Origin of the sequence: Streptomyces sp. CCM_MD2014, from assembly GCF_000772045.1 — a bacterium.
GTDB classification, from domain to species: domain Bacteria; phylum Actinomycetota; class Actinomycetes; order Streptomycetales; family Streptomycetaceae; genus Streptomyces; species Streptomyces salinarius.
Genome location: NZ_CP009754.1, coordinates 1,390,447 through 1,406,595 on the forward strand (window position 1 = coordinate 1,390,447; position 16,149 = coordinate 1,406,595).

Sequence of the window (16,149 nt, forward strand, 5' to 3'; positions counted from 1 at the left end):
CCCGTCGACGGCGACGGGTCCGTACGGTGTACCGCGCCCGGCGCACGGCCACAAGCGCCCGGCGCGTTCCTTCACCGGTCGTTCGCGCCGGGCGGATTCGGGCCGCGGACGGGTCGGGTAGATTGCGGCGGTCGGCCGGGGACGGGGCGGCGGGGGCAGCCAAGAGGGCGGGGGAACGCGTGAGTGTCGGACGGTACCGGGACATCGAGGTCGCGGACATGCCACCGGTGCTCGCCGCCGTCCTCGGGGTGTTCCTCCTGGGCCTGTTCTGCGGCCTCATCTGGTACCTGACCAGGCTCGACCACACGAAACTCAGGGACCCCCGCGCCCGGGCGCGGGCCGAGCGGGGCAAGAAGAGCCGCCGCCGGCAGCGGGAGCTGCGTGCCCGGCGCGAGTCCCTGCAACGCAGGGCGGCGCGGCGCCGCGACGACGTCTAGGACGTCGGCGCCGGGGCCTCGCGGCGCCGGCCCTGCCGGGCGGGCAGGGTCAGTTCGAACCACACCGTCTTGCCCGCGTTGGTGCGGCTCGCGCCCCATTCGCGGGCCAGGGTGCTGACGACGCGCAGGCCGCGCCCGGTCTCGTCCTCGGGGCCCGCGCTCTTCAGGGCCGGCAGGTCGTGGTCGTCGTCGTCCACCTCGCACAGCAGCGTGTCGGCGCGCACCAGGCGCAGTTCGACGGGGCGGGCGTGCGCGTGGCGGACGGCGTTGGTGACGAGTTCGCTGACCATGAGTTCCGCCGGGGCGGCCAGGCCGGGCAGCCCCCAGTCGTGGAGTTGCTCGCGGACCGCCGCGCGGGCACGGCCCACCTCGGCCGGGTCGCGGCCCAGGCGCCACTCGGCGACGGCGTCGGGTTCGATGCCGGTCAGCCGGGCCATCAACAGCGCGACGTCGTCCTTGCGGCCGCCGCGGATGCCCAGCGCGCGGATGATGGTGTCGCAGGCGTCGTCCATGGACGCGGCCGGATGGGCGGCGGACTCGCAGAGGGTGGCGAGACCGACGCCGATGTCCTCGCCGCGCACCTCCACCAGGCCGTCGGTGCACATCACCAGCCGGTCACCGGGAGCCACCGGCACGCGCACCGACTCGAAGGGCACCCCGCCGACGCCGATCGGCGCCCCCGTCGGCAGCTCGATCAGCTCGCTGGCGCCGTCCTCGGCGCGGACCAGGACGGGCGGGATGTGGCCGGCGTTGGCCAGGTGCAGTTCACCGGCGATGGGGTCGTACACGGCGTACAGGCAGGTCGCGAGGTGGGTGTCGCCGAGCCGCTGGGCGAGGTCGTCGAGGTTGCGCAGGAGCTGGGCGGGCGGCAGGTCGAGGCCGGCCATGGTCTGCACGGCGGTGCGCAGTTGCCCCATCATCGCGGCCGAGCCCAGGCCGTGCCCCATGACGTCGCCGACGACCAGGGCGGTGCGGGCGCCGGGCAGCTTGACCGAGTCGAACCAGTCGCCGCCGACCCGGCCGAGCAGCGTGCCCGGCAGATAGCGGGTGGCGATGTCGCAGCCGGCCATGCGCGCGGGGATGTGCGGCAGCATGCTGTCCTGGAGCGTCTCGGCGACGTTCTCCTGGTGGGTGTACATGCGCGCGTTGTCGAGTACGAGGCCCGCGCGGGCGGCGAGTTCGGCACCGGTGACGCGGTCCATGTCGTTGAAGACGGGGCGTTCCGGGTGCCGGAGCAGGATCATGAAGCCGAGCACGACCTGGCGTGCCTTGAGCGGCACCAGCAGCATCGAACGGCCCGTGATGAGCGGCCGGATGTCCCGCTTCTCGAACTGGGAGGCGATGGCGTGCCCCATCTCCTCCGTGATGCGGGGCACCAGGACCGGCTCTCCGCTGGTCATGCACTGGAAGAAGGGAGTGTGCGCCGGGAAGGGCATCGCCTCGCCGACGGGGACGACGTCGTCCCAGCGGCCGGGTTCGTCGGTGTGCTCCAGGGCCACCCGGTGCCACATCGTCGTCGTGTCGGGCACGCCGTCGGGGAAGCCCTCGCCGGCGACGACCTGCTCGCGCAGATAGGTGCCGGCGACGTCGGTGAAGCGCGGGACGACCGCCCTGCTGACCTCGACGATGGTCCGCGAGAGGTCCAGCGAGGTGCCGATCGCGCCGCTGACCTCGTTGAGGAACTCCAAGCGCTCGCGGACCGCCGCGTACTCCAGGTCCTCGGCCTCGTCCCGCAGCTCGTCCGGCACCGGTTCGCCCGCCGCCAGTGCCCGCGCGGCCCGCTCGCGGCGCGCCCGGCGCTCGGCACGCCGGGGCACACCCCAGTCGGGGGTGACGGGCACCCGGTCGTTCTGGCTGAACTCGAGGATGGGGTAACCCAGTTCGAGGACCTGGGCGACGATGCGGGCGCTCTCGCCGACGCTCATGCTGGGCAGGATCTCGGGGAGGCGGCGGGCGAGTTCGTCGGCGCCGGGGAAGTCGGTGTGCAGGGCGAATCCGGGCGCGATCCGCTCGACGACGACCGCCTCCGCGCCCTCGCCGTCGCCCCCGTAGCCGTCGCCGTCGCCCCCGTCGCCGTAGTCACGGCGCAGTCCGTCCGCGTCGGCGGCCAGCACGAGCAGCCGCTCCGGGCCGGGGCCCACCAGGGGGTACGCCCACCAGAGCACGTCGACGCGGGCGTCCGCCGGCACGGTCAGCCGCGCACGGCCGGCGGCCGGGTAGGACAGCCGCCCGTCGAGGGAGGACTCCAGGTCGGGTCCGAGACCGTCGTGGTCCGGGGAGGGGCCGTGGGACAGGTCGTCGCCCCCGCTCCCGTCCCCGAGCACGCCCGAGACGGGCAGCAGGTCGGGGGCGGGGCGGCCGATCGCCTCTTCCCTGGGCAGGCCGAACAGCCGCCGTGCGCCTCGGCTCCAGTGGGAGACCAGCCCGTCGCGGTCCACCACGACGACGGCCAGCGGGACACGGCCCGTCACGGGGTCGGCCGGCACGGTGCCGGGTCCGGCCGCGCGGCCGGGGGGTGCGTCCCGCTCGGTGCCATGGTCCATGGCGTCAGGCCCTCTCTGCCCACGGCTCCGCAAGATCTGTGTCGCCGTCACCACCGTACGGTGGCGGCCGGTGACCATGTGCGGCAACGGGGGAATTGGTGGCGCGCGAACACACCGGCGCGCGCCCGCGCGCCGGTGTGCCGGTCTCAGTCCTCGTGTCCGAGCTGCAGGTCACGCTCGGTGCGGCCGCCGCCGGCCACCTGGAGCACGGTCGCGACGGGCGGGTATCCGGCCGCGATGACGGTGTACTCGCCGGACGACAGGTCGACGAACCGGAAGGTGCCGTCGGGCCCGGTGGTCAGGGTGTCCACCACGTTGCCCGCCGCGTCGAGCAGCGTCACACGCGCGTCCTCCACGACCCGTCCACCACTGGCCCGTACGGTGCCGCGCAGCACGGCCCCGCCGGCCAGTTCGACGTCCTGGCGGGTCTCCCGGGCGGCCTGGACGCTGACCGGCAACGCGGCCGGGCGGAAGGCGGGTGCGCTGGCGGCCAGGGTGTATTCGCCCGCCACCAGCTCGGTGATGACGTAACCGCCCTCGCGGCCGCTGCGGGTGGTGGCGACGACCTCGCCGTGCACGTTGGTGAGGGTCACGGCCGCGTCGCGTACCGGGGTGCCGTCGGCGGTCACGACGCTGCCTGCCAGGCGTCCGGCGCCGCCGAGGACCACGTCCAGTTCCACCGGGCGCTCGCCGACGGTCACGGAGACCGCCTGCGGCTGGTGACCGCCGGCCGCGGCGATCAGGACGTACGCGCCGGAGCCGGGCGTGGCCAGCGCGTACCGTCCGTCGTCCCCGCTGGCGCCCCGGCCGATCTGCTGCCCGCCGACGTCGATGAGGGTGAGCGCCGCGCGGGGCACGACGGTGCCGTCGGGGTGCTGCACCGTGCCGCAGACGGGGATGCCGCCGGCGTAGGGCGACCGGGCCGGCGGGACCTGGGCGGCGGACTGTTCCTGCGGTGCGTGCTGTGCGTACTGCGGCTGCCGCGCGGTCTCCGGCTCGGTGACGGGGGCGTTGTGGGACACCAGGGGTTTCTCCTTGAGGAAGAGGGCGATGAGGAGCCCGAGGACGAGCACCGGCACCAGGTAGAGGAAGATCCGCGGCATGGCGTCGGCGTACGCCCCGATGTAGGCGTCGCGCAGCGCCGGCGGCAGGGAGTGGACGAGCTGGGGGGTGATGGCCTCGGCGTCGGGGAGCCCGGCCCCCGCGTCGGCGGGGATCCGGTCGGCGAGGGCGTCGGTGAGCCGGCCGGCGAAGAGCGTGCCGAAGACGGCCGCGCCGACGCTGCCGCCGATCTGCCGGAAGTAGTTGTTGGCGCTGGTGGCGGTGCCCAGGTCGGTGGGGCGCACGGAGTTCTGCACGGCGAGGACGAGGACGGGCATCACCATGCCGATGCCGGCGCCGAGGACGGCCATCCAGATGCTGTAGTGCAGCCGGGGCGTGTCGGCGTCGAGGCGGGAGAGCAGCCACATGCCGACGACGGACAGCGCGCTGCCGAGGATCGGGTGGACGCGGTAGTGACCGGTACGGCTGATGAGCTGTCCGGAGATGATCGAAGCGCCGACGACGCCGCCCATCATCGGCAGCATCAGCAGACCGGACTCGGTGGCGCTGGCGCCGTCCACCATCTGGAGGAAGGTCGGCAGGTAGCTCGCGGCGCCGAACAGGGCGACGCCGATGACGAGCCCGACCAGCGCGGTGACGTTGAAGATGGAGTCCCGGAACAGGCGCAGCGGGATCAGCGGTTCGGGTGCGAAGCGCTCGGCGACCAGGAAGAGCAGGGTGGACCCGACCGCTCCGGCGGCGAGACCGAGGATCGTTCTCGACCCCCACGCGTACTCGGTGCCGCCCCAGCTGGTGAGCAGCACCAGGCAGGTGGAGGCGGCGGCGAGCATGAGGGTGCCGAGGATGTCGAGGCGGGGCTTGACCCGCGGCCTGGGCAGCTTGAGGACGACGGCGACGACGGCCATGGTGATCAGACCGAAGGGCACGTTGATGTAGAAGCACCAGCGCCAGGAGAGGTGGTCGGTGAAGTAGCCGCCGAGCAACGGGCCCGCGACGGAGGCGAGTCCGAAGGCGGCGCCGATCAGTCCCATGAAGCGGCCGCGTTCGCGGGGCGGCACGATGTCCGCGATGATCGCCTGTACGCCGATCATCAGGCCGCCGGCGCCGACGCCCTGCACCGCGCGGAAGACGATCAGCTGGTCCATGCTCTGCGCGCGTCCGGCGAGCGCGGAGCCGACGACGAAGACCAGGATGGCGAACTGGAAGACGCCCTTGCGTCCGAAGAGGTCGCCGAGCTTGCCGTAGATCGGCAGCCCGATGGTCGAGGTGAGCAGGTAGGCGGTGATCGCCCAGGACATCCGGTCCAGGCCGTGCAGCTCGCCGACGATCTTCGGCAGGGCCGTGGCGACGATCATCTGCTCGAGGGCGGCGAGCAGCAGGGCCAGCATCAGCCCGACGAAGACCAGCCGCACCCGGCGCGGACTCAGCCCGGCGTCCGGTCCCCGGTCTTCCCCCTCCGGCTCCCGGCCCGTTCCGGCGGCGGGGGGCCCGGGTGGCACGGGGGCCGGGACGACCGGCCCTTCCGCCACCGGATCCTGCACCAGAGTGATCCCGCCCACGTACCGCTCCCCTCGTCACACCTGCTCACATTTGCCACCTGAGGCGACAACTGCGAACAAGTGCGACGAGTTACGGACGTACGGCGCATTCGCGCGGAGATCACTCGAACCGGTGAGGCACCCAACAGGCGCCTCCCGCTTGCCCTTTGGCTACTTCTCGACCTCGGCGGCGAGCTTGGCGAGCATGGCGTCGTAGATGCGGCCGAGGCCCTTGGGAGCGAAGGTCTTCTCGAAGAAGCCGCCGACACCGCCGGCACCCTGCCAGGTGGTGACCACGACGACCCGGGACCTGCCCTCGCCCGCCGGGGTGACCCGCCAGGTGGTGACCATGGACGAGTTGCGGTCCTTCTCGACCAGCTCGCCGTCGGTGGGCTCGGTGACCTCCAGCAGGCAGTCACGGATGCGCTTGCTGGTGGCCTGCAGCTTCCAGTGCACGAGGGTGCCCTCGCCGTCGCCGCCCTCGCGGACCTCGTACTCACTGAAGTGCTCGGGGAGCAGCTTCTCGCGGGTGCCGCTGTAGTCGGCGAGGGTGTCGAACACCGTCTCCGCGTCCGCTGCGACGATCCGCTCCGTCGTCGCCTCGACCTGCGCCATCGGGTTCCTCCAGGGCCTGGTTCTCGGGTTCGGGGCAAGCCAACCACCCCGCCGCGCGGCCACCAAATCGGGGGGCGTGAAGCGGGCCCGCGCGACTCACCCGCACGATCAAGGGAACAAGTGTTCTATTGTGTCGGCCAGTGCTACCGAGGAGGCCGCAATGCGCTGGGAGAACCTCACGGACTCCGACCACGCCCGGGCCGCGGACACCGCGCTGTTCGGCGCCGACGCCGTCGTCACCCGTACGTTCGACACGCCCGAGTTCGCGGGCGTCACCTTCCACGAGGTGCGGGCCCGCTCGATCCTGAACCGGGTGCCGGGAGCGTCACGCATGCCGTTCGAGTGGACGGTGAACCCGTACCGGGGCTGTACGCACGCGTGTGTCTACTGTTTCGCGCGCAAGACGCACAGCTACCTGGACCTCGACACGGGGCTCGGTTTCGACTCCCAGATCGTCGTCAAGGTGAACGCGCCCGAGCTGCTGCGCCGCCAGCTGTCCTCGCGGCGCTGGCAGGGCGAGCACGTCGCGATGGGCACCAACGTGGACTGCTACCAGCGCGCGGAGGGCCGCTACCGGCTGATGCCGGGCATCATCGAGGCCCTCACCGAGCGGGCGAACCCCTTCTCGATCCTGACCAAGGGCACGCTGATCCTGCGCGACCTGGACCTGCTGACGCGGGCGGCCCGGGTCACGGACGTGGGCATCTCGGTCTCGGTCGGCTTCACCGACGCCGACCTGTGGCGCACCGTGGAGCCGGGCACCCCGGCCCCGGAGCGCCGCCTGGAGGTCGTCCGGGCCCTCGGCGAGCGCGGCATCGGCTGCGGGGTGCTGATGGCCCCGGTCATCCCCTTCCTCGGCGACCAGCCGGCCCAGCTGAGGGCCACCGTGCGCGCCATCGCCGCCGCGGGCGCCACCTCGGTGACGCCCCTGGTGCTGCATCTGCGCCCGGGCGCCCGGGAGTGGTTCACGGCCTGGCTCGGCCGGCACCACCCGCACCTGGTCCGCCGCTACGAGCGGCTGTACGCGGACGGCGCCTACGCGCCGAAGTGGTACCAGCGCCGGATCACCCGCCAGGTGCACGACCTGGCCCGCGAATACGGCATCGGCCCCACGCGCGCGGGAATGCCGCGCCGGATCGCCGAGCCGGAGCATTCCCGCCCCGCCGGGGCCACGCCCACCGGGCCGGTTCAGCTTTCGCTCATCTGAGAGTCTCCGGGTACCGGCTCCGTCCGAAACGGCCGGCCTCGCCCGGCGGAAAGGATCCCGCATGCCCTACGGCTGCATCGCCTCCATGAAGACCAGACCCGGCTTCCGCGACGAGGTCGTCTCCCTGCTCCTGAGCGGCGCCGACGGCCTCCGGGCAGCCGGCTGCGACCTCTATCTCGTCGGCCGGTCCGACGACGACGAGACGACGATCTGGGTGACCGAGGTGTGGCGCACCCGGGAACACCACGACGCTTCGCTGGAACTGCCCGAGGCGAAGGCTGCCATCAGCCGAGCCATGCCGATGCTCACGGGTGAGTTCACCAAGCAGGAGATGACGGTCGAGGGCGGGCTCGGGCTCTGACGGTTCCGTCAGCCGGCCGAGGGGCCCGACTCGAAGCATTGGGGGCATCTTCCGGCCCAATTGGGTCAACTATGGACAGCCCGCGTTCTTCCGAAGGCGCTTCCCGGGACGATCCGGCGAGGACCGCGACCCGCGCGGACCGCAGCCCTCCCGTTCCGGGAGCTCTGGGAGTCCTGGGAGAACGCCATGAGACAACGCGCAGCCGTGCTGTGCGGCGCCGCCGTCATCGCCGCCGGGACCGTCACGGCCGTCCCCGCCGGGGCGAGCGCCCCGCGACCCGCGCAAGCCGTGCCCGCCGCGGGACTGCACTGGAAGAAGTGCGCCACGGAGGACTACCCGGCACTCCAGTGCGCTTCCCTGAAGGTGCCGCTCGACCACGCGCGTCCGCACGGCAGGCAGATCACGCTGGCGTTGTCCCGCGTGCCGCACACCGCCGAGAGGTACCAGGGGCCCCTGCTGGTGAACCCCGGCGGCCCCGGCGGCAGCGGGCTGACGCTCGCCGGGTTCGTGGCCTCGTCGCTGCCCGCGAAGGTGGCCGCCCAGTACGACGTCATCGGCTTCGACCCGCGCGGGGTCGGCAGGAGCAGCCCGGCACTGGACTGCCTGCCGGGGCACTTCGACCCGGTGCGCCCCGACTCGCTGCCGGACACGCCGGGCGTCGAGCAGGCCAACCTCACGCGCGCGAAGTCCTTCGCCGACGCCTGCGGCGACAAGTACGCGGACGTGCTGCCCCACATCGACACGGTCAGCGCCGCGCGGGACCTGGACGCGATCCGCGCGGCGCTCGGCTCCGGGAAGCTCAGCTACTTCGGCTACTCGTACGGCACCTACCTGGGCGCCGTCTACGCCAAGCTCTACCCGGACCGGGTACGGCGGCTGGTCCTGGACTCGGTCGTCGGTCCGGACGACGTCTGGTACGACGCCAACCTCAACCAGGACCTCGCCTTCAACGACCGCCATCGGGCGTTCCTGGCCTGGATCGCCGAGCACGACGCGGCGTACGGACTGGGCACCGACCCCGAACGGGTCGAGACCGCGTGGTACGCCATGCGAGCGGCGCTGGCGAAGAACCCGGCGGGCGGGAAGGTCGGCGCCTCCGAACTGGAGGACACCTACATGCCGGGCGGCTACTACAACGGCTACTGGCCCTACCTGGCCGAGGCGTTCGCCGCGTACGCCGACGACGGGGACACCGGCCCGCTCGTCGAGGCGTACGAGAACTTCGGTGCCCTGGACGCCTCCGGGGACAACGGGTACAGCGTCTACACCGCCGTCGAGTGCCGCGACGCCGGCTGGCCGCGCGACTGGGACGAGTGGCGCGACGACAGCTGGGGCCTGTACGAGAAGGCGCCCTTCATGGTGTGGAACAACGCCTGGTACAACGCACCGTGCGCGTTCTGGCCCACGGAGTCCCGGGAGCCGGTGGACGTGGCCAACGACGAACTGCCCCCGGTACTGCTGTTCCAGGCGACGGGCGACGCGGCCACGCCGTACGAGGGCGGCGTCACCGCGCACCGTCTGCTGCGCGGCTCCGGTCTCGTCGTCGAGGAGGGCGGCGGGAACCACGGCATCACGCTGAGCGGGAACGACTGCCTGGACGAGCACCTGGCCGCCTACCTGACCGACGGCACCGTGCCGCACGGCGACGGCGGCGGTGTGGCGGATGCGGTGTGCCCGGCGCTGCCGGAGCCGAAGCCGCTGGAGTCCAAGGCGGCTTCGACGTCCTCGCGCGGTTCGACCCTGCACGGGCTGCTCGGCTTCCGCGGCTGACCCCGGGGCGGCGTTGTCAGTGCCGTGGTCCACGATGGACGCATGAGTGAACTGACCAGGATCTCCGGCCCCGAGGGCGTCGCGCCCGCCGCGCAGTACACCCATGTCGTCCTCGGCACCGGACGGTTCGTGGCCGTCTCGGGGCAGCTCTCCCTGGACGAGGACGGCAAGGTGGTCGGCGAGGGCGACCCGGCGGCCCAGGCCCGCCAGGTGTTCGAGAATCTGCGCCGGTGCCTGGCCTCGGCCGGAGCGTCCTTCGACGACGTGGTGAAGCTGACCTTCTTCGTCACGGACATGGCGCACATGGCGGCGATCCGGGCGGCCCGCGCCGAGCACATACCGGACGACCGGCTGCCGGCCGCCTCGGCGGTGCAGGTGGGCGCGCTGGTGCGGCCGGAGTTCCTCATGGAGATCGAGGCGTTCGCGGTCGTGGCGCCGTGAGTCCGCCGCCGGCGCCGGTGCGGGTGCGGGAGATGGCCCTCGCGGACTGCGACCACGTGTCCCGGATTCGCGTCCGGGGCTGGCGCACCGCCTACCGGGGACTGGTTCCGCAGCCGTACCTCGACGCGATGGACCCGGTGACGGACGCCGAGCGGCGCCGGTCCGTGTTCACCGGTGCCTCGGCGGACGTGGTGAACCTGGTCGCCGAGGACGACGACGGCGCGATCGTCGGCTGGGCCTGCACCGGCCCCTACCGGGACGGCGAGCGGCGCACCGCGGACGCCGAGTTGTACGCGCTCTACGTCGACGCGGGACGGTTCGGCTCGGGCATCGGTCAGGCCCTGCTCCGGGAGTCGGTGCGCCGGTGCGAGGCCGCCGGGCACGCGCGGATGCTCCTGTGGGTGATCGAGGGCAACGCCCGCGCCCGGCACTTCTACGAGCGGGCGGGGTTCCGCCCCGACGGCGCCGAGGAGCCCTTCGTGGTGGAGGGGGTCGCGGTGCCGGAGGTGCGGTACGCGCGGCCGCTGCGCGGCTGACGGCACGTCACCGGGCCGACCGCGCCCGCGGCCGGCCGTGCCGCGTGTCCCAACCCCCCGCACGCCCCGCCGACGCCTCGGCGGTGGCCGGGCCCATGCCGCGTACCCCCGCGCGCCGCCGGCCCCTCAACCGTGGCCGGCCTCCAGGCGGCCCTCGCGTCGCTCGGCCGTTCCGCAGCGCGGTCCGCCCGCACCGGCCGGACGCTGCTCACCGCTGCCCCGGGATGCGCGCCAGCGCCCGTACCGCCGCCTCGGCCAGTGCCGGGTGGGCGAGCGCGTCGTTCAGGACGGGGGCGGCGCGGTCGTCGCCGAGGGTGCCGAGGCCCTCGACGCAGGCCAGCGCGACGCGCCGGTACGGGTCGTGCGGGCGCAGCCTCCGCCGCAGCGTGGTGATCAGCGCGGGCACCGCCTCCGGGGCGCGCAGTTCGACCAGCAGCCGCACCGGGTGCAGGGCGTAGGCGACCCGCAGCTCGTTGGTGGCGAGCGCGGCGGCGGCACGGGCGGTGCGCGGGTCGCCGAGGCGGGCCAGGGCGTGGGCGGCCGAGGCGCAGCGCGGCGGATCACGGTGGTTCAGCAGCAGCACGAGCGATTCGAAGGCCCGCCGGTCCCCCGCCACGCCCAGCCGGAAGGCGGCCAGTTCCCGGGCCCACAGCGGGTGCCCCGGCTCGGTGAGCACCGCGGCCAGCTCGTCGTGGTCCCCGGTCGCCACAAGGCGGTCGTACTCCGCCGTGGCGCCCGGAGCGCCGGATGCCGCCGACTCGGCCCGTAAGCGCTCCGTGAGCACACGCAACTCTTCGTCCATGACACCGAGGTTAGGCGCGTCACCCCACCCGTGGGACGTACATCACGAACACCGAGGGCTGGCGCGCTCGTTACCCGCGGGTTAACCTCAGACGAGCGGGTCATCCACCCGCAGCAACTCCTCACGGTGGTCTGGTGACGCAACCACCGGGAGAGCAGTCGGTCCGGTACCTCGGGTACCGCATCAGGACTCGGCCTCGGGACAGGGCCGGTCACAGGCCGCCGGGCGGGCGTGTGCACGCCCTCCGCGACGGCACCGGGCGTGTGCGCCGTTCGAGCCCGGCAACACCCGCACTCCTTTCCTTCCTTCCCACGCACCCGGTGCGCCGCGACGGCGCACCCGGGCGTGCTCCCGTCGTCACCCCTCATTCCTGGAGTCCCGCGATGGCCACTCCCCTGTCCGACACCCCTCTGTCCCCGCTCCGGACCGTCGCCGTGGTCGGCCTCGGCACCATGGGCACCGGCATCGCCGAGGTCCTGGCCGTGGGCGGCCGCGACGTCGTCGGCATCGACGTCAGCGAGGCGCAGGCCGTCAAGGCCGTCGCCGCGCTGGAGTCCTCCACCGCCCGTGCCGTCGAGCGCGGGCGCCTGACCGGGCCGGAGCGAGCCGCCGCCCTGGGCCGCGTCCGTACCTCCGCCGACCTGCGGGCGGCCGCCGGCGCCGACCTGGTGATCGAGGTGGTCCCGGAGTCGTACGAGATCAAGCAGCGGGTCTTGCGGGAGCTGGACGGGATCGTGCGCCCGGAGACGATCCTGGCGACCGGCACCAACGCGCTGTCGGTCACCCGGCTCGCCGCGGACTCGGCCCGCCCGGAGCGGGTGCTCGGCCTCCACTTCTTCAACCCGGCTCCGGCCATGAAGCTGGTCGAGGTCGTCTCCTCGGTGCTGACCGCGCCCGCCGCCGTCACGGCCGTCACCGACCTCGCCCTGGACCTCGGCAAGGAGCCGGTCGCGGTCGGGGACCGGCCCGGGTTCGTCGCGGACGGCCTGCTGTTCGGCTACCTCAACCAGGCCGCCGCGATGTACGAGGCGAACTACGCCTCCCGCGAGGACATCGACGCCGCGATGCGGCTCGGCTGCGGTCTGCCGATGGGACCGCTGGCCCTGCTGGACCTGGTGGGCGTGGACACCGCCCGCACGGTCCTGGAGGCCATGTACGCGGCATCGCACGACCGTCTGCACGCCCCCGCGCCGATCCTCAGGCAGCTCAGCGAGGCGGGCCTGACGGGGCGCAAGGCGGGACGCGGCTTCTACACCTACGAGGCGCCCGGCAGCGCGGTCGTGGTGCCGGACACGCTCACCCCGGCGGAGGGCGGCGCCGCGGTCGCCGGGCGGCCGGTGCGCGCGGTGGGCGTGGCCGGTTCGGGGACCATGGCGTCCGGCATCGCGGAGGTGTTCGCCAAGGCCGGCTACGAGGTGGTGCTGGCCGCCCGCAGCGCGGAGAAGGCGCAGACGGCCAAGGCCCGGATCGGGAAGTCCCTGTCCCGGTCGGTCGACAAGGGCCGCATGAGCGCCGAGGCGGCCGCGCGGACGCTGGAGCTGATCACGCCGACGGGCACGTACGACGACTTCGCCGAGGTCGACCTGGCCGTGGAGGCCGTCGCCGAGGACCTGGAGGTCAAGCGGCAGCTCTTCGCCACGCTGGACAAGGTCTGCAAGCCCGGCGCGGTGCTGGCCACGACCACGTCCTCGCTGCCGGTCGTCGCCTGCGCCCGGGCCACCTCGCGTCCGCAGGACGTGATCGGCATGCACTTCTTCAACCCGGCCCCGGCGATGAAGCTGGTCGAGGTGGTCCGCACGGTGCTGACCGCCGACGACGTGCACGCCACCGTCCGCGAGGTCTGCGCCAAGGTGCGCAAGCACGCCGTGGACTGCGGCGACCGGGCCGGTTTCATCGTGAACGCGCTGCTGTTCCCGTACCTCAACAACGCGGTCAAGATGGTGCAGGAGCACTACGCGACCCTCGACGACATCGACGCGGCGATGAAGCTGGGCGGCGGCTACCCGATGGGCCCCTTCGAACTGCTCGACGTGGTCGGACTCGACGTGTCGCTGGCCATCGAGAAGGTCCTGCACCGGGAGTTCCGCGACCCGGGGCTGGCTCCCGCTCCGCTTCTGGAACATCTGGTGGCCGCGGGCTGCCTCGGCCGCAAGACGGGCCGCGGCTTCCGCGAGCATGCCCGCCGCTGAGCGGCCGGGCGACTGGTTCGGGCCCGGGGAGGACTGGGGCGGGCTGCTCGGTCCTGCCGGGTCTCCCCCGCCCGCGGCGGGCGGGGGAATCCCCGGTCACGCGCATGATTGCGCCCGCATGCAGTACGTTCGGGTCATGTCCCAGCCCGCCAAGTCCTCACGTACCTCAGCCACGTCCGACGCTCCGGAGAGCACGGCCGGCAGCCGGGCCGCCGCCCAGCGGCTCAAAATGCGCCGGGAACTGGCGGCTGCGGCCATGGAGCTGTTCGCGACCAAGGGGTACGAGGCGACCACCGTCGACGAGATCGCGGCCCAGGCCGGGGTCGCCCGCCGCACCTTCTTCCGTCACTTCCGCTCCAAGGAAGAGGCGATCTTCCCCGACCACGACGACACCCTGGTGCGCGCCGAGGCCGTCCTCAACGCGGCGCCGGCGCACGAGCACCCGCTCGACACGGTGTGCCGCGGCATCAAGGAAGTCATGAAGATGTACGCGGCCCGGCCGGAGATCTCGGTCGCCCGCTACAAGCTGACGCGCGAGGTGCCCACGCTGCGCGAGGCGGAGATCGCGTCGGTGGCGCGTTACGAGCGCCTGTTCACCCGCTATCTGCTCGGTCACTTCGACGAGCACGCGCACGACGACGACGCCAACGACGACCCGCTGCTCGCGGAGGTCGCCGCGTCCGCGGTGGTCACCGCGCACAACCACGTGCTGCGGCGCTGGCTGCGGGCCGACGGGCAGGGCGACGTGGAGGCCGAGCTGGACCACGCCTTCGCCATCGTGCGGAGGACCTTCGGCACGGGCATCGGCGCGGGCCGCGGCACCGCCTCCGGCTCGCGGCCGGCGGCCGCCCCGGCGTCCTCGGCCTCCGTGCAGGGCGAGGTGCTCGTGACGGTGGCGCGCACCGATGCGCCGCTGCACGAGGTCATGCGCACCATCGAGCAGGCGCTCAAGGAGCGCTGACCGCCCTTCCCGCACTGTTCCGCTCTGTGACGACGGCCACCCACCGGGTGGCCGTTTTTGCATGTCGGTACCCCTTTTTCACCCGTGGCGGGAGATGATTCGATCGATCATCGCTCATCTGTCACGTAAAGATTTCATCTGAGAAGAGTTTCTGGCACTCAGTGCCTTGCGGGGTGACACGCGGTGTCATACGTTGAAGGTGTTCGGGCTGTCCCCGCACCTCATCCCCTGCGCGCCCGAACGCCTGCGTCACAGGCACACACCCTCACCCTCAGCAGCACCGACGTACCCCTCAGCGCCCCTCCCTCAGGGCGCTCACCGCCGGAGGCAACACCGTGACCGTGAAGGACATCCTGGACGCGATCCAGTCGACCGACGCCACGAAGGCCGACATCGCCGCTCTGCCGCTCCCCGAGTCGTACCGCGCGATCACCGTGCACAAGGACGAGACGGAGATGTTCGCGGGCCTGGAGACCCGCGACAAGGACCCCCGCAAGTCGATCCACCTGGACGAGGTGCCGCTGCCCGAGCTGGGCCCGGGCGAGGCCCTGGTGGCCGTCATGGCCTCCTCGGTCAACTACAACTCGGTGTGGACCTCGATCTTCGAGCCGCTGTCCACCTTCGGGTTCCTGGAGCGCTACGGCCGCACCAACGAGCTGGCCAAGCGGCACGACCTGCCGTACCACATCATCGGCTCCGACCTCGCCGGCGTCGTCCTGCGCACCGGCCCCGGCGTCAACGCCTGGCAGCCGGGCGACGAGGTCGTCGCGCACTGCCTCTCCGTCGAGCTGGAGTCGTCCGACGGCCACAACGACACGATGCTCGACCCCGAGCAGCGGATCTGGGGCTTCGAGACCAACTTCGGCGGCCTCGCGGAGATCGCGCTGGTCAAGTCCAACCAGCTGATGCCGAAGCCGGACCACCTCAGCTGGGAGGAGGCCGCCGCTCCCGGCCTGGTCAACTCCACCGCCTACCGCCAGCTGGTCTCCCGCAACGGCGCCGGCATGAAGCAGGGCGACAACGTCCTCATCTGGGGCGCCAGCGGCGGACTCGGCTCCTACGCCACCCAGTTCGCCCTCGCCGGCGGCGCCAACCCCATCTGTGTCGTCTCCTCGCCGCAGAAGGCGGAGATCTGCCGCTCGATGGGTGCCGAGGCGATCATCGACCGCAACGCCGAGGGCTACAAGTTCTGGAAGGACGAGCAGACCCAGGACCCGAAGGAGTGGAAGCGCTTCGGCAAGCGCATCCGCGAACTCACCGGCGGCGAGGACATCGACATCGTCTTCGAGCACCCCGGCCGCGAGACCTTCGGCGCCTCCGTCTTCGTCACCCGCAAGGGCGGCACCATCACCACCTGCGCCTCGACCTCGGGCTACATGCACGAGTACGACAACCGCTACCTGTGGATGTCCCTGAAGCGCATCATCGGCTCCCACTTCGCCAACTACCGCGAGGCCTGGGAGGCCAACCGCCTCATCGCCAAGGGCAAGATCCACCCCACGCTCTCCAAGGTGTACTCCCTCGAGGACACCGGCCAGGCGGCGTACGACGTCCACCGCAACCTCCACCAGGGCAAGGTCGGCGTGCTGTGCCTGGCCCCCGAGGAGGGCCTGGGCGTGCGCGACCAGGAGAAGCGCGCGAAGCACCTCGACGCCATCAACCGCTTCCGGAACATCTGAGGGCGGCG

13 protein-coding genes are annotated in these 16,149 nt (G+C 72.6%); 9 read left to right on the plus strand and 4 right to left on the minus strand.

The genetic code is table 11. The features are described 5' to 3' along the window. The first annotated feature begins 179 nt into the window (after nt 1-179). Nucleotides 180-437: a hypothetical protein gene (locus NI25_RS06015; protein WP_061441459.1), complete on the plus strand. Its 258-nt coding sequence runs from the start codon at nt 180-182 to the stop codon at nt 435-437. Here the strand turns inward: NI25_RS06015 and NI25_RS06020 are convergent. The 3 genes from NI25_RS06020 to NI25_RS06030 form a co-directional block, all read right to left on the minus strand. Next, the gene (locus NI25_RS06020; RefSeq protein WP_061441460.1) at nt 434-2,980 is read right to left on the minus strand and encodes a SpoIIE family protein phosphatase; all 2,547 of its coding nucleotides are present in this window, start codon (nt 2,978-2,980) and stop codon (nt 434-436) included. The two genes, NI25_RS06015 and NI25_RS06020, sit on opposite strands and share 4 nt — an antisense overlap. A gap of 146 nt (nt 2,981-3,126) precedes the next feature. Beyond that, the gene (locus NI25_RS06025) at nt 3,127-5,601 is read right to left on the minus strand and encodes an MFS transporter (RefSeq protein WP_061441461.1); all 2,475 of its coding nucleotides are present in this window, start codon (nt 5,599-5,601) and stop codon (nt 3,127-3,129) included. A gap of 150 nt (nt 5,602-5,751) precedes the next feature. Beyond that, nucleotides 5,752-6,195 (minus strand): SRPBCC family protein, encoded by a 444-nt coding sequence (locus tag NI25_RS06030; protein WP_061441462.1) that lies wholly within the window; start codon nt 6,193-6,195, stop codon nt 5,752-5,754. Nucleotides 6,196-6,355: 160 nt separating this feature from the next. Between NI25_RS06030 and NI25_RS06035 the strand changes: the two genes are divergently transcribed. From NI25_RS06035 to NI25_RS06055, 5 genes are all read left to right on the plus strand, one after another. Continuing rightward, complete coding sequence (locus NI25_RS06035) at nt 6,356-7,402, plus strand: Rv2578c family radical SAM protein (protein ID WP_061441463.1); 1,047 nt, start codon at nt 6,356-6,358, stop codon at nt 7,400-7,402. 61 nt (nt 7,403-7,463) lie between these two features. Further along, entirely contained in the window at nt 7,464-7,763 is a 300-nt protein-coding gene (locus NI25_RS06040) for a putative quinol monooxygenase (RefSeq protein ID WP_061441464.1), read from the plus strand. A 186-nt stretch (nt 7,764-7,949) separates the two neighbouring features. Then, nucleotides 7,950-9,533 carry an alpha/beta hydrolase gene (locus tag NI25_RS06045; protein WP_061441465.1) on the plus strand — a complete coding sequence of 528 codons (1,584 nt, stop codon included), beginning with the start codon at nt 7,950-7,952 and terminating at the stop codon, nt 9,531-9,533. A 42-nt stretch (nt 9,534-9,575) separates the two neighbouring features. After that, nucleotides 9,576-9,974, plus strand: a complete 399-nt coding sequence (locus NI25_RS06050) for a RidA family protein (RefSeq protein ID WP_061441466.1) — start codon at nt 9,576-9,578, stop codon at nt 9,972-9,974. Then, entirely contained in the window at nt 9,971-10,510 is a 540-nt protein-coding gene (locus tag NI25_RS06055) for a GNAT family N-acetyltransferase (RefSeq protein ID WP_061441467.1), read from the plus strand. Before NI25_RS06050 ends, NI25_RS06055 begins: the two co-directional genes overlap by 4 nt. Before the next feature lie 208 nt (nt 10,511-10,718). Here NI25_RS06055 and NI25_RS06060 read toward each other — a convergent pair whose 3' ends face one another. Continuing rightward, nucleotides 10,719-11,312, minus strand: a complete 594-nt coding sequence (locus tag NI25_RS06060; protein WP_061441468.1) for an adenylosuccinate lyase — start codon at nt 11,310-11,312, stop codon at nt 10,719-10,721. A gap of 383 nt (nt 11,313-11,695) precedes the next feature. Between NI25_RS06060 and NI25_RS06065 the strand changes: the two genes are divergently transcribed. The 3 genes from NI25_RS06065 (at nt 11,696) to ccrA (ending at nt 16,141) form a co-directional block, all read left to right on the plus strand. Further along, complete coding sequence (locus NI25_RS06065) at nt 11,696-13,501, plus strand: 3-hydroxyacyl-CoA dehydrogenase family protein (RefSeq protein WP_061441469.1); 1,806 nt, start codon at nt 11,696-11,698, stop codon at nt 13,499-13,501. A gap of 136 nt (nt 13,502-13,637) precedes the next feature. Beyond that, nucleotides 13,638-14,462 (plus strand): TetR family transcriptional regulator, encoded by an 825-nt coding sequence (locus NI25_RS06070; protein WP_061446768.1) that lies wholly within the window; start codon nt 13,638-13,640, stop codon nt 14,460-14,462. 341 nt (nt 14,463-14,803) lie between these two features. Beyond that, nucleotides 14,804-16,141 (plus strand): crotonyl-CoA carboxylase/reductase, encoded by a 1,338-nt coding sequence (ccrA, locus tag NI25_RS06075; protein WP_199561090.1) that lies wholly within the window; start codon nt 14,804-14,806, stop codon nt 16,139-16,141. Nucleotides 16,142-16,149: the final 8 nt, after the last annotated feature.

Coding starts and splice junctions, on each gene's coding strand:
- NI25_RS06020 (WP_061441460.1), bottom strand. CDS start 2,980: ATGGACCATGGCACCGAGCGGGACGCACCCCCCGGCCGCGCGGCCGGA.
- NI25_RS06030 (WP_061441462.1), bottom strand. CDS start 6,195: ATGGCGCAGGTCGAGGCGACGACGGAGCGGATCGTCGCAGCGGACGCG.
- NI25_RS06035 (WP_061441463.1), top strand. CDS start 6,356: ATGCGCTGGGAGAACCTCACGGACTCCGACCACGCCCGGGCCGCGGAC.
- NI25_RS06040 (WP_061441464.1), top strand. CDS start 7,464: ATGCCCTACGGCTGCATCGCCTCCATGAAGACCAGACCCGGCTTCCGC.
- NI25_RS06045 (WP_061441465.1), top strand. CDS start 7,950: ATGAGACAACGCGCAGCCGTGCTGTGCGGCGCCGCCGTCATCGCCGCC.
- NI25_RS06050 (WP_061441466.1), top strand. CDS start 9,576: ATGAGTGAACTGACCAGGATCTCCGGCCCCGAGGGCGTCGCGCCCGCC.
- NI25_RS06060 (WP_061441468.1), bottom strand. CDS start 11,312: ATGGACGAAGAGTTGCGTGTGCTCACGGAGCGCTTACGGGCCGAGTCG.
- NI25_RS06065 (WP_061441469.1), top strand. CDS start 11,696: ATGGCCACTCCCCTGTCCGACACCCCTCTGTCCCCGCTCCGGACCGTC.
- NI25_RS06070 (WP_061446768.1), top strand. CDS start 13,638: ATGTCCCAGCCCGCCAAGTCCTCACGTACCTCAGCCACGTCCGACGCT.